The organism is Variovorax paradoxus, assembly GCF_030815975.1.
Lineage (GTDB): Bacteria > Pseudomonadota > Gammaproteobacteria > Burkholderiales > Burkholderiaceae_C > Variovorax > Variovorax paradoxus_N.
Genome location: NZ_JAUSXL010000002.1, coordinates 4,025,586 through 4,041,218, shown reverse-complemented (window position 1 = coordinate 4,041,218; position 15,633 = coordinate 4,025,586). Strand labels below are relative to the sequence as shown.

Sequence of the window (15,633 nt, the reverse complement as noted above, 5' to 3'; positions counted from 1 at the left end):
GCTCAGTGCGGCAATGCGGTCAGAGCGCCTTCACCAGTTCCGGCACCGCCGTGAACAGGTCGGCCACGAGACCGTAGTCGGCCACCGAGAAGATCGGCGCTTCCTCGTCCTTGTTGATCGCGACGATCACCTTGGAGTCCTTCATGCCGGCCAGATGCTGGATCGCGCCCGAGATGCCGCAGGCGATGTACAGCTGCGGCGCGACGATCTTGCCGGTCTGGCCCACTTGCCAGTCGTTCGGGGCGTAGCCCGCGTCCACCGCGGCGCGGCTCGCGCCCAGGCCCGCGTTGAGCTTGTCGGCCAGAGGCGCCATCACTTCGGTGAACTTCTCGGCGCTGCCGAGTGCACGGCCACCCGAGACGATGATCTTGGCGGCGGTCAGTTCGGGGCGCTCGCTCTTCGTGACTTCGCGGCCCACAAAGCTCGACTTGCCACTGTCGGCCACGCCCTCGGCGGTTTCGACGGCTGCGCTGCCACCGGTGGCGGCTGCGGCGTCGAAGCCGGTGGTGCGCACGGTGATCACCTTGGTGGCGTCGCTGCTCTGCACGGTGGCGATCGCATTGCCGGCATAGATCGGGCGCTCGAAGGTGTCGGGGCTGACAACCAAAGTGATGTCGCTGATCTGCGCCACGTCCAGCTTGGCGGCCACGCGCGGCGCGACGTTCTTGCCGTTGGCGGTCGAAGGGAACAGGATGTGGCTGTAGTTGGCGGCAATCGCCAGCACCTGGGCCGCGACGTTCTCGGCGAGGTTTTCAGCGAGGCTCGGGCTGTCGGCCACGATGACCTTGGCCACGCCCACGATCTGCGCGGCGGCCTTGCCGGCTTCGGCGGCATTGGCGCCGGCCACGAGGACGTGGACGTCGCCGCCGCAGGCCAGTGCCGCGGTCACGGTGTTGAGGGTCGCGGGCTTGACGGTCGCGTGGTCGTGTTCGGCAATAACAAGTGCGGTCATGTTCAGATCACCTTCGCTTCGTTCTTCAGTTTGTCCACCAGCGTTGCAACATCAGGCACCTTGATGCCGGCGCCGCGCTTGGGCGGCTCGCTGACCTTGAGGGTCTTCAGGCGGGGCTTCACGTCCACGCCCAGGTCTTCGGGCTTGAAGACGTCTAGCGTCTTCTTCTTGGCCTTCATGATGTTGGGCAGGGTGACGTAGCGCGGCTCGTTCAGGCGCAGGTCGGTGGTGATGACGGCCGGCAGGCTGAGCGTGATGGTCTCCAGGCCGCCGTCGACTTCGCGCGTGACGGTGGCCTTGCCGTCGGCCACTTCGACCTTGGAGGCGAAGGTGGCTTGCGGCAGGTCGGCCAGCGCGGCGAGCATCTGGCCGGTCTGGTTGGCGTCGTCGTCGATGGCCTGCTTGCCGAGGATGATGAGCTGGGGCTGTTCCTTGTCGACCAGTGCCTTCAGGAGCTTGGCCACGGCCAAGGGCTGCAGCTCCTCGGTGGTCTCGACCAGGATGCCGCGGTCGGCGCCGATGGCCATGGCGGTGCGCAGGGTTTCCTGGCACTTGGCATCGCCGCAGGAGACGGCGATGACTTCGGTGACCACGCCCTTTTCCTTCAGGCGCACGGCTTCTTCCACCGCGATCTCGTCGAAGGGGTTCATGCTCATCTTGACGTTGGCAATGTCCACTCCGGTGCCGTCGCTCTTCACGCGCACCTTGACGTTGTAATCGACGACCCGTTTGACAGGCACTAGAACCTTCATTGACTTGACTCCATTGGGATTGCAAAAAGGGGGCTTCGAGGGCAGCCGGTCATTTTAGGGTCCGGCCTTTGCCGCACCTGCGCCCATGGCGACTGGCGCTGCGGGGCAACAAAAACGAACGACCGTGCTTTTTCGTGATTATACGGCAGGGTCGCGCGTGGCGGAAACGCCCGGCGGCAGCGACTCCACCCGCAGCACGCGCTGCGGATACGGAATGTCCACGCCCGCGCTGCGCAGGCCCTCGAGAATGGCGATGTTGATGGCCGAGCGCACGTTGTCCTTGCCCTTGTCGGGGTCGGCCACCCAGAAGTTCAGCGTGAACTCCAGCCCGTCGGGCGCAAAGCTGGCGAGAAAGGTCACCGGCTCGGGGTCGGTCATGACGCGCGGCTGCGCCTTGGCGGCCGCGCACAGGATGGACTGCACCTGCGCCACGTCGCTGTCGTAGCCCACCACGATGCTGGTCGTGATGTTGAACTTGCGGTCCGCCATCGAGAGGTTCTCGACGCGGCTGGTGATGAGCGACTCGTTCGGCACGATGGCCTCGCGCCCGTTGCCCGCGCGGATGAGCGTGTAGCGGGTCTTGATGTCGGTGATGCGGCCCTCGAAGGTGTCGACCTTGACGTTGTCGCCGATGCGGATGGAGCGCTCCAGCAAAATCACGAAGCCGCTCACGTAGTTGGCCGCCAGCTTCTGCAGGCCGAAGCCCAGGCCCACGCCCAGCGCGCCGCCCAGCACCGAGAGCGCCGTGAGGTCGACCCCCACCGCCGACAGCGCGAACAGCAGGCCCACCAGCAGCAGGAAGGCGCGCACCGCGTTCGACGCGACCTTGCGCATCGAGAGATCGGTCACGGCCTCGCGCAGGATGCGTTTCTCGATGGTGGCGGCAATCCACAGCGCGATCACCAGCACCAGCCCGGCCGACAGCACGCCCTGGACGATGGTCTGCAGGCTGACGCGCGTCTTGCCGAAAGCCAGCGTGATGCCGTCGAGTTCGGCCAGCACCGGCGGCAGCAGGCCGACGATCCAGAGAATGGCGGCAATCCAGGCCAGCCACGAGATCGTGCGCTCGAGCAGCCGGACCAGGTTGGAGGCGGGAAAGACCGCCCGCATCACGCGCGCGAACAGGCGGATGACCGCCAGCGACAGGAACACCGACACCCCGATGCGCAGCACCAGCACGGGCTGGAAGTCGCTCACCAGGCGCCGGGCCAGCTCGGCGAAGACCAGCGCCAGCAGCGGGAACAGGAGCCCATCGAAGGTGCGCTCGCCGAACCAGATGGAATCCTTCGGCTGGTCGCGCCCGAACCAGCGGGCGGCAATCCAGGCCAGCGCCACGCAGCCCACCAGCGCCGCCAGTTCGATGCCCAGGCCGCGCGCGTCGACCTGGGCGAGGCGTTGTGTGAAATCGTTGAAATTCATCTCTTGGGAAAACATGGCGCCGTGTTCGCGCCGGCGGCTTTTTACAGATCGGCAAGAACGCGGATATGGGCTTCGACGCTGCGCGCGAGGGCGTCGAGGTTGTAGCCCCCTTCGAGCATCGAGACGATGCGCCCGCGCGCATGGCGGCTGGCAACGTCGCGGATGCGGCCCGTGATCCAGGCGAAGTCGTTCTCGGTGAGGCCGAGCTGGCCCAAGTCGTCCTCGCGGTGGGCGTCGAAGCCCGCGCTCACGAAGACCATCTGCGGCGCAAACTCTTCCAGCCGGGGCATCCAGGCGGCCTCGATCAGCTCGCGCACGTCCATGCCCTTGGTGTAGGCCGGGATCGGCAGGTTGAGCATGTTCGAGGCCGGGTGCTCGGTGCCGCTGTACGGATAGAACGGATGCTGGAAGAAGCCCACCATCAGCACGCGCGGATCGTTCGACAGGATGTTCTCGGTGCCGTTGCCATGGTGCACGTCGAAGTCGACGATGGCAACGCGCTCCAGGCCGTGCACCTCGAGCGCATGCCGCGCCGCAATGGCCACGTTGTTGAGGAAGCAGAAGCCCATGGCCTGCTCGCGGCAGGCGTGGTGTCCGGGCGGGCGCACCGAGCAGAACGCGTTCTCGATCTCGCCGGCCATCACCGCATCGGTGGCGGCAATGGCGGCGCCCGCGGCGCGGCGCGCGGCCAGCAGGGTGAAGCGGTTCAGAATGGTGTCGGGGTCGAGCTGGGCATGGCGCGGGCCGCCGGCCGGCTCGTCGGCCACCAGGCGCTGGTGCAGCGATTCGAGGTGTTCGAGGTGCGCCTCGCTGTGCGCCCGCGTGATCTGGGCCAGGGTGGCCAGCGGCACGTCGCGGTGTTCGAGGGCATCGCCCACGCCGGTGAGCAGCAGTCTGTCTTCGATGGCGTCGAGCCGCTCGGGACATTCGGGATGGCCCCGGCCCATGTCGTGCTTCCAGCAATCGCGATGTGTGAAGTAGCCGGTCTTGCCCATGTGTTTGCCGTGTCTCTGTCGTATCTAGACCTCACACGGCATGGGGCCGCGCAGTCTTACGGTATCGTTTGCATATGGATACAAATATGGACGTTGCTGCGAAGCTTGCCACTTTGCTGAGTCAGCTTAACACGGTGATCGTGGGCAAGGAGCCCCAGGTGCGCGACTGCGTGGCCTGCCTGCTCGCGGGCGGGCACCTGCTGATCGAGGATGTGCCGGGGGTCGGCAAGACCACCCTCGCCCATGCGCTGTCGCACACCTTCGGGCTGCAGTTCTCGCGCGTGCAGTTCACCGCCGACCTGATGCCGGGCGACCTGTCGGGCGTGGCCATCTACGACCGCGGGCAGCAGGCCTTCGTGTTCCACCCGGGGCCGATCTTCGCGCAGGTGCTGCTGGCCGACGAGATCAACCGCGCCAGCCCCAAGACGCAGAGCGCGCTGCTCGAGGCCATGGAAGAAAAGCAGGTCACCATCGAGGGCGAGACGCGGCCCCTGCCCACGCCCTTCTTCGTGATTGCCACGCAGAACCCGCAGGACCAGCTCGGCACCTTCGCCTTGCCCGAATCGCAGCTCGACCGCTTCCTCATGCGCATCTCGCTGGGCTACCCCGACCGCGCCGCCGAACGCGAGCTGCTCTCGGGCGCCGATCGGCGCGAGATGCTGGCCACCCTGCCCGCGATGCTGACCGCCGGCGAGCTCACTGCGCTGCAGCAGCGCGTGCAGCAGGTGCATGCGGCCGAGCCGCTGCTGAACTATGTGCAGGACCTGATCGCCGCCACGCGTTCCGGCCGCTGGTTCCTGCAGGGCCTCTCGCCGCGTGCCGGCATTGCCGTGCTGCGCGCCGCCAAGGCGCAGGCGCTGCTGGCCAACCGCAACTACGTGGCGCCGGACGATGTGCAGTCGATCCTGCCGCAGACCATTGCGCACCGCCTCACGCCGGTGGGCGACGCCGGCCGCGGCGCCGTGGAGCAGGTGCGCGCGATGATCGCGGACGTGCCGCTGCCGTGAAAACGAGCACGCCTGCCGGCCACCGATGATCGCGTCGCTACGCTCGCGCATCGACGGCTGGTTCCTGTCGCGCCGGCCGCCTTCTGACACGCTGGAGCTCACGCAGCGCAACGTCTACATCGTGCCCACGCGCGCCGGCTGGACGCTGGGCGCCACGCTGCTGGTGCTCTTGATCGCGTCGATCAACTACCAGCTCAACCTCGGCTACCTGCTGACCTTCCTGCTCGCGGGCAGCGTGGCCGTGGGCATGCATGTGTGCCATGCCACGCTGCGCGGCCTGGCCATGCACCTGATGGCGCCCGAGGCGCACTACGCGGGCGCCGCGGCGGTCTTTCGCGTGGTGCTGCACAACACGCGGCGCAGCGTGCGCTACGGCATCGGCATGGCCGTGCGCGGCAGCGGCCAGTGGGCCTGGACCGACGTCCCGGCCGAGGGCAGCGCCACCGTCGAGATCGCATTCAAGCCCGAGCGGCGCGGGCTCCACCCGGTGCCTGCGCTCACCGCCGAAACGCGCTTCCCGCTCGGCACCTTCCGCGTCTGGACGGTGTGGCGGCCGGCCGCGAAGATGCTGGTCTACCCGACGCCCGAGGCGCATCCGCCACCGCTGCCGCCGGGCGAGCCGCTGTCGGGTCCGGCCGCCACCTCGGCCGCCCTGCGCGCCCAGGCCGCCGGCGAGTACGACGGTCTCAGGGCCTACCGGCGCGGCGATCCGCTCAAGCTCGTGGTCTGGAAGAAGGCGGCGCGCGCGCAAGCCACCGGCTCCGAAGACCTGGTGAGCCGCGACACGCAGCAGACGCAGCGCGAAGAGCTCTGGCTCGATGCCCAGGCCACCCAGCTGGCCGACACCGAGGCCAGGGTGTCGCGGCTTTGCGCCTGGGTGCTGATGGCGGACCGGCTGGGCGTGGACTACGGCATCCGCGTGGCCGCACGCGTGGTGCAGCCCTCGCAGGGAGAGGCCCACCGCAGGGCTTGCCTGGAGGCGCTGGCGCTATGTTGAATCTTCCGAACGCCGCTCGTTCCTTCGGCCGGGAGCAGTGCACATGATGAACAAGTTCATGCGCGAAATCTCGGCGCTGCCAAGGGACGCCCGGGACACGCTGTTCCTGCTCGCGGTGATCGCGCTTATCGTCCTGCCGCAGGCCGGGAACCTGCCCTGGTGGTGCACCGCCATCACGGCGATGGTGCTGGTGTGGCGCAGCACGCTCGCCGTGGAAGCCCGTCCGCTGCCGGGCAAGTGGGCGCGCGTGGGCCTGCTGGTGCTGGCGCTGGCCGCCACCTTCGCCACCCATCGCACCCTGCTGGGACGCGACGCCGGGGTGACGCTGGTGGTGATCCTGCTGGCGCTCAAGACGCTGGAGCTGCGCGCGCGCCGCGACGCCTTCGTCATCTTCTTCCTGGGCTTCTTCGCGATGCTCACGAACTTCTTCTATTCGCAGTCGCTCATGACCGCGGTCACCATGCTGCTTGCGCTGCTGGGCCTGCTCACCGCACTGATCAATGCGCACATGCCGGTGGGCAAGCCGCCATTGATGCAGGCGGCGCGCACCGCCTGCTGGATGGCCCTGGCAGGCGCGCCGGTCATGCTCGCGCTGTTCCTGCTGTTCCCGCGCTTCGCGCCGCTGTGGGGCACGCCCGCCGATGCGATGGCCGGGCGCACGGGCCTGTCGAACACCATGCGCGTGGGCACCATCGCCGAACTGGCGCTCGACGACAGCATTGCAGCGCGCATCAAGTTCGAGGACGACCGCGCGCCGCCGCAAAGCCAGCTGTACTTCCGCGGCCCGGTGCTCGCGCAGTTCGACGGGCGCGAGTGGAGCGCGCTGCCGTCCTGGGCGCGCGGCGCGCCGGCCTCGGGCAACCTGCGCACCAGCGGCCAGCCGGTGCGCTACGAGGTCACGCTCGAGCCCAGCCACCGCCCCTGGCTGCTCACGCTCGATGCGGCGCCAGGGGCACCGCAGGCGCCCGGCTTCGAGGTCACGGGCACGCCCGACCTGCAATGGATCGCGAACCGCCCCATCTCCGACCTGGTGCGCTACCGCGCCGAGAGCTACACGCAGTTCCACAGTGGCCCGCTGCGCCAGACGGCCGCGCTGCGGCCCTATCTCGCGCTGCCGCCCGGATCGAACCCGCGCACCGCCGCGCTCGCCGCGGACATGCGCGCCCAGCCCGCGCTGGCCAACGCCGGCACGCAGGCCTTCATCCGCGCCGCGCTGCAGCGCCTGCGCACGGGCGGCTATACGTACACGCTGGAGCCCGGCGTCTACGGCAACGACACGGCCGACGAATTCTGGTTCGACCGCAAGGAAGGCTTCTGCGAGCACATCGCCTCGGCCTTCGTGGTGCTGATGCGCGGGGCGGGCATCCCGGCGCGCATCGTGACCGGCTACCAGGGCGGCGAACTCAACGGCGTCGACAACTACTGGGTGCTGCGCCAGAGCGATGCGCATGCCTGGGCCGAGGTCTGGGAGGACGGCACGGGCTGGGTGCGCGTCGATCCCACCGGCGCGGTGTCGCCGGGCCGGGTCGGCCAGCAGCAGCGGCTCGTGCCGCAGCCGGGCCTGTTCGCCGGCGCCATCGGCGCGATGAGCCCCACGCTGGCGCAGAACCTGCGCGCCGCGTGGGAAGCGGTGAACAACGGCTGGAACCAGTGGGTGCTCAACTACACGCAGAGCCGCCAACTCAACCTGCTCAAGAGCATCGGCTTCAATGCACCGAGCCTCGAGGACCTGGCCTACGTGCTGCTCTACCTGCTGGTGGGCGCGAGCCTTGCCGGCGCGGGGTGGGCCTTGTGGGAACGCAGCCAGCACGACCCGTGGCTGCGGCTGCTGGGCCAGGCCCGCGCGCGCCTCGCCAAGGCCGGCCTCGAGGTGCCCGATACGGCGCCGCCGCGCCAGATGGCCGCGCAGGCCGAGGCACGCTTCGGCCCCGCGGCACAGGCGCTGCGCGAATGGCTGCTGAAGCTGGAGGCCCAGCGATACGCAGAGGCCTCCCCGGCTTCGCTCGCGGCCCTGCGCGCCGAGTTCCGTCGCCTGGACTGGCCCGCTGCGCTGAACTCCGGGCGTTGAAATCGCACGTGTCCCGCGGAGGCGGGCTCGCGCGAACGGCACAATCGGCGCCATGCGATTTTTTCTTCCCGCGCCGCGCCGCGCCGCCGCCGTCGCCCTCCTCGCCGCCTGCTGCGCAGGGTCCATGGCCGCGCAGGCCCAGAAAGCCGCCAGCGCCCGCAGCGTGAAAACCGTGGCCGGCAGCACGCCCTACGCCACGCGCGACGAGGCCATGCGCTTTGCCGACGAGGTGGCCGAGCGCCGCGGCCTCGACCGCGAATGGGTGCGCGCCACCATCGGCAGCGCGCGCTTTTTGCCGAACGTGCCGCGCCTCATGCTGCCGGGTCCTGCCGGCACGGTGAAGAACTGGCAGGCCTACCGCAGCCGCTTCATCGACGCAACGCGCATTGCCGCGGGCGTGCGCTTCTGGCGCAACAACGCCGACACGCTCGCGCGCGCCGAAGCGACCTACGGCGTGCCGGCCGAGATCATCGTGGGCATCGTCGGCGTGGAAACCATCTACGGCCGCAACATGGGCAACTTCCGCGTGATCGATGCACTGGCTACGCTGTCGTTCGACTTCCCGCAGGCCCATCCGCGCGCGGCCGAGCGCGAAGCCTTCTTTCGCGGCGAGCTCGAGAGCTTCCTGAGCACCGAAAGCCGCACTTCAGACAACCCCCTGCTGCCCGTGGGCAGCTATGCGGGCGCCATGGGCATGCCGCAGTTCATGCCCAGCAGCATCGCCAAGTACGCGGTCGATTTCGACGGCGACGGCCGCATCGACCTGGTCGACAACCCCGCCGACGTGATCGGCTCGGTGGCCAACTACTTCAAGGCCTTTGGCTGGACGCCCGGCATGCCCGCGATCTACCCGGTGCACTTCGAGGAGACCCGCCTCAAGAAGGCGCTGCTGCTGGCGCCCGACATCCTGCCGAGCTTCAGCACCGACAGCTTCGTGGCGGCCGGGGCAGTGCCCGAAGGCGAAGGCCTGCGCCACAAGGGCCTGCTCGCGCTGGTCGAGCTGCAGAACGGCGCCGATGCGCCGCCGACCTACGTGGCCGGCACGCGCAACTTCTACGTGATCACGCGCTACAACTGGAGCAGCTACTACGCGATGTCGGTGCTCGACCTTGGCCAGGAGGTCAAGGCCGCCATGGAGCAATAGCCGATGGCGCCCGAGGCACTGCGGGACAACTGGAACGCCGCCTGGCGTGCGCTGGGCGTGGCCGATGCCGACGAAGCGCTGTGCGTCGAGCTGCAGCGCCGCTACGGCGAGCCGCAGCGCCACTATCACACGCTGCAGCACCTCGGCGAATGCCTGGCCTAGTTCGAGTGCGAGCAGCAAGCGGCCGAGCGCCCCGGCGAAGTGGCGCTCGCGCTGTGGTTCCACGACGCGGTCTACGACGTGCATGCGCATGACAACGAGGCACGCAGTGCCGAATGGGCGCGCGCCGCCATCCTTTCGGCCGGCGCACCGGCCGATGCGGCCGAACGCGTGCATGCCCTCGTGATGGCCACGCGCCACGACGCCGAGCCCGAAGGCCGCGATGCCGAGCTGCTGATCGACATCGACCTGTCGATCCTCGGTGCGGACCCCGCGCGCTTCGACGAATACGAACGGCAGGTGCACGCCGAATATGCGTTCGTGCCCGACGAAGTGCGCCTGCCGCGCCGCCGCGCGATCCTGCAGCGCTTTCTTGCGCGGGAGGCGATCTACGCCACGCCGCGGATGCACGCGCTGCTGGAGGCACGGGCCCGCGCCAACCTGGCCCGGTCGATCGCAGCGCTCGCCTGATCACTCCGCCCCGAGGCGGCCCTGCAATGCTTCAGGCCGGCACCAGCCGCCACCATTCGGAGCGCGGCTTCTCGCCATTGCGCTCCTCTTCCACCACGCCGACCAGCAAGCCGGCGCTTCCGGCGCCCAGCTTCGAGAGCTGCAGCAGCTGCTGCGGATCGCGGCTGAGCGCAAAGCTCGCATCGCCCTGCCATTCGAGGCAGCGGCCGACCTCCGCCAGCATCAGCGCAGGCTGGCCCTGCATGAAGGTGAACGGCATCAGCATGCCCGCATCGAGCTGCGCCAGGCCCGCATGCGTCACGCCCCAGGCGCCGCGCAGGCTCGATACGCGCAGGCGGGCACCCGCGGGCAAGGCCGCCTCGCCCGCGGCATCGAGGCACTGCCGGGCCCCGAACATCGCGAGTTCGGTCCAGAGGCCGACGCGCCGCGGCCGCCGGCCGAGCCGGTGCGCGAGCTGGTCGCGCCAATCAACGGGCAGCGGCTCGGCCGAGAAGTGGGCGACGGTGCGCCATGCCTGGGCGGAACCAGCCTTCATCGGCCATCCTCCAGCACCAACGAGGCATGCCCGCCGCCGAACCCGACCACGTTGAGCAGGATGTTGCGCAGCACTGCTGGCGCCTGCGTGCTCAGGGCAATGCCGAGCTCGTCATCAATGGCATAGCCGGCCGACGGCCACACGCCAGCTTCGATGCAGCCAACGAGCAAGGCCAGCTCGGCGGCACCCGAGGCGCCCAGCGTGTGGCCGATCGCCGACTTGAGCGACACCAGCGGCGGCAGCGGATCGAAGACCTGCTTCAACGCCAGCGCCTCGATCGCATCGTTGGCCGGGCTGCCCGCGGCCTGCACCTTGATCAGGTCGATGTCCTGCGGCCGCAGCCCGCTCTGCGCCAGCGCCTGATGGCACATGGCGAGCACTGCGCTGGCCTCGGTGCCCGAGGGATTGCGCCCGTCGACCACATTGGCCCCGCCCGCGATGCGCCAGCGCGCCGCGCGCGAGCCCAGGCGCAATGCGGCCACCGCCTCGCCGAGCACCAGCCCGTTGCGGCCGGCGCCGAAGGGCTGCGCGCCGTCGGACGAGAGCAGCTGCATCGCGCCGAAGCCGGCCACCGTGAAGCGGTTGCCCAACTCGGCACCGATCACCAGCGCCTCGTCGGCCTGCCCGCTCCGGATGAGATCGCAGCCCGCGAGCACCGCGTTGAGCGCCGAGGTGCAGGCCGTGGAGATGGTGAAGACCGGCCCGCGCCAGTCGAGCGCAGCGGCCACGAGGCCGGCAAAGTCCTGCAGGTCGCCGCCCAGCCGCAGATCCTGCACCGTGTGCTCCATGCCGCCGATGTCCAGCGAGGACGATGCGACGAAGAGCGGACCGGACCGCGCTGCCGCCGTTCCTTCGTACGCCTGCGCGGCCACGCTGCGCACGACGCGCTCCAGCCGCTGCTTCCAGTCGCCCTCCTGCGGCGGCAGCATGTGGACCGGCCACTGCACGCCTTCCGAGACTGCCACCGGCACGGGCCGCACGCCGCCGCGCGCCAGGGCCGCCACGGCGGTCGGAAGATCGTTGCCCAGCGTGCAGGCTAGGCCCATGCCGGCCAGGTACACGCTCCCACCGCTCATGCCTTGCCCGCTTGCACCAGGTGGTCGGCCAGATGGGCGATGGAGGTGAGCGCGCGGCGCGTTTCCTTGCTGTCGGGCATGCGCACGCCGAAGCGCTGCTGGATCGTCATCGAAACCTGCAGCGCGTCGAGCGAATCGAGGTCGAGCCGGGCCTCGGGCCCGAACAGCGGCTCGTCGTCGCCAAGGCCGCCCGGCGGCGCGTCTTTCTCGACGGCCTCGAGCACCATGGCCTTCAGGCTGGCGATGAATTCGGCGGAATGGGAGTGGGTCACGATGCGGGCCTGCGAAACAGAAAGACGGCGAGAAGGAACATGGCGGCCGCAAACATCACGAGCCGGCCGACCTGCGGCAGCGTGTCGGCCATGCCGCCGCCGCGCAGCAGCACGGTGAGCAGCGCCTCCAGGCCCCAGTTCATCGGCGAGATCTCGACCAGCCGCTGCATGAAGCCCGGCATGACGAACTTCGGCACCATGATGCCGCCGGCCGCCGCCATCAGCACGTTGACCATCGGCCCGATGGTCGCTGCCTGCGCATGGCTGCGCACCGCGCACGCAAGCGCCAGCGACAGGCTCACCGCGGCCAGGCTCACGGCCGCGAGCGCCAGCACCAGCGCGCCCCAATGGATGCCCGCGAGCGAGAGCGCGTCGCCGCCGATCAGCGGCATCAGCCAGATGCCGGCGGCCAGCATCAGCACGGCCTGCAGCGCGTTCACGCCAAGGTAGGGCAGCGCCTTCGACATCAGCAGCATGAAACGCGACACGCCCAGGCTGCGCAGCCGGCCCAGCGCGCCCGAGCTGCGCTCCTGCACGAACAGGCTCGAGAGCGAGGCAACCACGAAGAACATGCCGAACACCAGCCACGCCGGCACGTTCTGCTGCACCGAGGTGGGCCGCGGCCCGGCGGTGGAATAGCGCTCGGCCTTCACCAGCGCCTGGATCGAGGCGCCCGGCGGCGGGCCCGAGGTGCCGGGCACCGCCAGCGCCAGGCGCGCCTTCAGTTCGCCGGACGCTCCGACGAGTTCGGCGCGCAGTGCGTTGAACAGGTTGGCGTCGATGCCGGGCTCCGTCAGCAGCCGGATGTGGGCCTGGGTCGACAGCGCGGCCGATTCGAGTTCCGCCGACAGGCCGGGCTCCAGCACGATCACGTACTTGAGCGCGCCGCTGCGCAACTGCGCCTGCCAGTCGGCGTCGAGCGCCTTGGGTGCGCCGTGGCTGCGCTGCCAGATCTGCTGCAGCCATTGCGCCGGCGTCTCGGTGTCGCGCCGGTCGACCGCATAGCTCAGCTCCGCGAGCGGCGGGCGGTAGATGTCCTTCAGCGTGAGCGACATCAGCACGATGAAGACCATCGGCATCAGGAACAGCGCCGCCAGCCCGTGCATGTCGCGCACGAGCGCGAGCAGTTCCTTCTTGATGAGCGCGAAGAGCATGGGGTTCCTCAGTCGCGCAGCGAGCGATGGGTGAGCGACATGAAGAGCTGCTCGAGGTCGTGCCGGCCGAACTCGGCATGGCGCACCTCGATGCCTTCGGCCTCCAGAGCCTGCAGCACCGGACCGGGCCCGGTGCCTTCGCGCAGGTGAATGCGCCAATGCACGCCGCCCTGCTCCACCGTGCCGAAGCGCGAGAGCCTCTGCGCGTCGAGCCCGTCGGCCGCCAGCGTGAGCAGCATGGCGCTCTTCGAGAGCAGTTCCTCGAGCGAGCCTTCGCGCAGAACGCGGCCATGGTCGAGGATGGCCACGCGGTCGGCAATGGCCTCGATCTCTTCCATGTAGTGCGAGGCATAGATCACCGCCGCACCCTGCTGCGCCAGGCTCTTGATGGCATCGAGAATGAAGGCGCGCGACTGCGGATCGACGCCCACCGTGGGCTCGTCGAACAGCATCAGCTCGGGTTCGGGCAGCAGCGCGATCGCCAGGTTGAGGCGGCGCCTGAGGCCGCCCGAGAGCCGCTCGGCACGCACGCCGGCAAACTGTTCGAGCTGTGAGAAGCGCGTGCAGGCCTCGATGCGTTCCTTCTTGCGCGCGCCGGCGAGGCCGCCCGCCGCGGCGAAGCAGGCCAGGTTCTCGGCCACGGTGAGCATCGGATAGAAGGCCTGGTCCTGCGGCGCGACCGCGATGCGCGTGGGGGCCTTGGCGCGCACCTGCTGCAGCGGTTGTCCGTCGATGCGGATCTCGCCCGACTGCACCGCGAGCGCGCCCGAGAGGTGCGAGATCAGCGTGGTCTTGCCCGCGCCGTTGGGGCCTAGCAAGCCCATCACGCAGCCTCGGGGCACCGCGAGCGAGACGTCGGCCAGCGCGGCGGCGTCGGCGTGCGGATAGCGGTAGCCGAGGTTCTTCAGTTCGAGCATCGGGCTGCGGCTGAGCGCTGTTGTTCTTGTTCGGGGTGCTGCTGTTCGGGGCGCGTGCACAGGCCACCGGGTACTCCCCTCCGCGAATGTCCCCCGGCTTCGCCTCCTCCTTGATTTCGCTGCGGGGAGCACCCGATGCCCTGTGCACCTGGGCACGCGGCCGGTTCGCGGCTGATCAACCACCGCTCTGAAAATCGCTTCCGTCGATGGGGTGCTCTGCGCAGCGAAATAAAGGAGGAGGCCGCAGGCCGGGGGACATTCGCGGAGCAGAGCACCCCGTCGGCGGGAGCGCGCCCTGAATGCCCTCCAGCGCAACGAACAGAAAGACAAGATTCCATTCAGGCGACAGCGGCCTTGAGGTCGCGAAAGAATGTCTCTTCCTGCTGTGCCTGCTCCCGCAGCTTGCCAGCCAGCGCGGCGGGATCGACCGGCTCGCGGCCCTTCACCATGCGCGCCGCTTTCAGAGCGAAGGCACGCCAATCGTCGCCAATGGCGATGAGCCGTTCGGACATCTGCTGCAGCTGCGGCTTGTCGAGCAACTGCGCCGCCTCCTGCAGGAAGCCCGCGTAGATGAAGCGGAAGCCTGCCCCACCCGTGCCGATCTCTTCCTGCATGCGCACCACGTGGCCGATGAAATCGACGCTGCGCGGATCGGCCGGCGACAGCTTCTGCATGCGCCTGGCCAGCGTGCGCATGCCGCGCACGCCGACGATCGGAACCGGCGCGAGCATGGTGCGCACCGTCTTGCGGATCGCCTTGGTCACCGACGCCGCATCGACCGTCTTGCGCTCGATGGCCTGCGGGTAGTACATGAGGCCCTTGGGCGCGAGCACGCCCTTGGCGAAGCGCGCACGCGAGAGGTCGGCGCTGGCGCAGCGCACCGGCTCTTCGAACACCGGGTCGCTGATCAGGTAGTCGTCGCCCTCCTTGCCGTACACCAGCAGGTTGTGCGCGTTGAAGTGAAAGCGCATGTTGGGCGGAAAGTACGGCAGCCAGTAGACCGAGGTCTGCAGCCCCACGATCTGCCCGCTCGCAAGCAGTGCATCGAGGCGCTGCGCGCCGGCCTCGGGGCTGCGGAAGGTCTCGAAGCGAAAGCGCGCGGCCATTGGCGCCAAGAGGCCCTTGATGATCGCCTTGGGCGGCATGCGGTACGAGATGAGCGGCAGGCCCGAGAGCTTGATGAACGGCAGGTAGGCGAACGACAGCGCCGACGACAGGCCGAGCGCCATGCTCTCGGTCATGGGCACGCCGTGGTGGCGCATGAGGTTCGAGATGACGCCGCTTTCGCAATGCGCCGCCTGTTGGTGTTCGAATTTCACGGCAGGCCCTGCAAGGTGGAAACGGGGAGGCCCAGCGCCTCCGAATAGCGCGCCAGGTGCTTCTGCGGCAGCGCCGCGAAGTGCTTCGGCTTCAGGTGGCGCCGCACGCGCCATTGCCAGAAGCCGCTGGTCTGCGAAAGCAGCGCCACGTCCATGCGGCGCTCGTACATCCAGTATTCGAGCGGCGACGCGAGCCCCCGGGCCACGCGTTCCTTCGCGTCCCGGGCCTGCTCGACGAGCACGTCGACCGCATGGCTGGTGACGATTTCCTCCGCCTCCCAGCCGCGCGAGCGGGTGGTGACCACGCGGCCCTGCGCGTCGCGCGCGTACATGAGCTTGGCGTGGCCGTCGAGCGTGGCGTTGCCTTCCTGCGGAACAGCGTCGAGGTCCATGTCA

15 protein-coding genes and 1 pseudogene are annotated in these 15,633 nt (G+C 69.2%); 5 read left to right on the top strand and 11 right to left on the bottom strand.

All coding sequences use genetic code 11. The features are described from left to right. Window positions 1–19 precede the first annotated feature (19 nt). The 4 genes from QFZ47_RS22675 to QFZ47_RS22660 form a co-directional block, all read right to left on the bottom strand. The gene (locus tag QFZ47_RS22675) at window positions 20–952 is read right to left on the bottom strand and encodes an electron transfer flavoprotein subunit alpha/FixB family protein (protein WP_307657769.1); all 933 of its coding nucleotides are present in this window, start codon (window positions 950–952) and stop codon (window positions 20–22) included. Between the two features lie 2 nt (window positions 953–954). Further along, on the bottom strand, window positions 955–1,704 hold the full coding sequence (locus QFZ47_RS22670; RefSeq protein ID WP_307657768.1) for an electron transfer flavoprotein subunit beta/FixA family protein: 750 nt from the start codon (window positions 1,702–1,704) through the stop codon (window positions 955–957). 138 nt (window positions 1,705–1,842) lie between these two features. Then, window positions 1,843–3,123, bottom strand: coding sequence for a mechanosensitive ion channel family protein (locus QFZ47_RS22665; RefSeq protein ID WP_307657767.1), 1,281 nt, complete (start codon window positions 3,121–3,123; stop codon window positions 1,843–1,845). 41 nt (window positions 3,124–3,164) lie between these two features. After that, window positions 3,165–4,118: a histone deacetylase family protein gene (locus QFZ47_RS22660; protein ID WP_307657766.1), complete on the bottom strand. Its 954-nt coding sequence runs from the start codon at window positions 4,116–4,118 to the stop codon at window positions 3,165–3,167. An 86-nt stretch (window positions 4,119–4,204) separates the two neighbouring features. Here QFZ47_RS22660 and QFZ47_RS22655 point away from each other — a divergent pair, with 86 nt between their 5' ends. The 5 genes and pseudogenes from QFZ47_RS22655 to QFZ47_RS22635 all read left to right on the top strand — a co-directional run bounded on the left by QFZ47_RS22655 (window position 4,205) and on the right by QFZ47_RS22635 (window position 9,964). Next, window positions 4,205–5,125, top strand: coding sequence for an AAA family ATPase (locus tag QFZ47_RS22655; RefSeq protein ID WP_145747315.1), 921 nt, complete (start codon window positions 4,205–4,207; stop codon window positions 5,123–5,125). Between the two features lie 25 nt (window positions 5,126–5,150). Continuing rightward, window positions 5,151–6,122: a DUF58 domain-containing protein gene (locus QFZ47_RS22650; protein WP_307657765.1), complete on the top strand. Its 972-nt coding sequence runs from the start codon at window positions 5,151–5,153 to the stop codon at window positions 6,120–6,122. 46 nt (window positions 6,123–6,168) lie between these two features. Then, a complete protein-coding gene (locus QFZ47_RS22645) occupies window positions 6,169–8,190 on the top strand; it encodes a transglutaminase TgpA family protein (RefSeq protein ID WP_307658994.1) in 2,022 nt (673 codons plus the stop codon). Window positions 8,191–8,242: 52 nt separating this feature from the next. Further along, window positions 8,243–9,334, top strand: a complete 1,092-nt coding sequence (gene mltB, locus QFZ47_RS22640) for a lytic murein transglycosylase B (protein WP_307657764.1) — start codon at window positions 8,243–8,245, stop codon at window positions 9,332–9,334. A gap of 3 nt (window positions 9,335–9,337) precedes the next feature. Then, window positions 9,338–9,964: pseudogene (locus tag QFZ47_RS22635) on the top strand (HD domain-containing protein). Window positions 9,965–9,995: 31 nt separating this feature from the next. On the opposite strand, the gene QFZ47_RS22630 reads toward QFZ47_RS22635, so the two are convergent. From QFZ47_RS22630 to QFZ47_RS22600, 7 genes are all read right to left on the bottom strand, one after another. Next, entirely contained in the window at window positions 9,996–10,499 is a 504-nt protein-coding gene (locus tag QFZ47_RS22630; RefSeq protein ID WP_307657763.1) for a hypothetical protein, read from the bottom strand. Further along, complete coding sequence (locus QFZ47_RS22625; RefSeq protein ID WP_307657762.1) at window positions 10,496–11,575, bottom strand: beta-ketoacyl synthase N-terminal-like domain-containing protein; 1,080 nt, start codon at window positions 11,573–11,575, stop codon at window positions 10,496–10,498. Before QFZ47_RS22625 ends, QFZ47_RS22630 begins: the two co-directional genes overlap by 4 nt. Further along, window positions 11,572–11,850 (bottom strand): acyl carrier protein, encoded by a 279-nt coding sequence (locus QFZ47_RS22620; RefSeq protein WP_124961133.1) that lies wholly within the window; start codon window positions 11,848–11,850, stop codon window positions 11,572–11,574. Before QFZ47_RS22620 ends, QFZ47_RS22625 begins: the two co-directional genes overlap by 4 nt. After that, window positions 11,844–13,001 (bottom strand): ABC transporter permease, encoded by a 1,158-nt coding sequence (locus QFZ47_RS22615; RefSeq protein ID WP_307657761.1) that lies wholly within the window; start codon window positions 12,999–13,001, stop codon window positions 11,844–11,846. The genes QFZ47_RS22620 and QFZ47_RS22615 overlap by 7 nt, the downstream gene beginning before the upstream one ends. 8 nt (window positions 13,002–13,009) lie before the next feature. After that, a complete protein-coding gene (locus QFZ47_RS22610) occupies window positions 13,010–13,918 on the bottom strand; it encodes an ABC transporter ATP-binding protein (RefSeq protein ID WP_307657760.1) in 909 nt (302 codons plus the stop codon). 338 nt (window positions 13,919–14,256) lie between these two features. Next, entirely contained in the window at window positions 14,257–15,237 is a 981-nt protein-coding gene (gene darH, locus QFZ47_RS22605) for a BtrH-related acyltransferase DarH (RefSeq protein ID WP_307657759.1), read from the bottom strand. Beyond that, the gene (locus QFZ47_RS22600; RefSeq protein ID WP_021008035.1) at window positions 15,234–15,629 is read right to left on the bottom strand and encodes a DarG family dialkylresorcinol biosynthesis protein; all 396 of its coding nucleotides are present in this window, start codon (window positions 15,627–15,629) and stop codon (window positions 15,234–15,236) included. The genes darH and QFZ47_RS22600 overlap by 4 nt, the downstream gene beginning before the upstream one ends. Window positions 15,630–15,633: the final 4 nt, after the last annotated feature.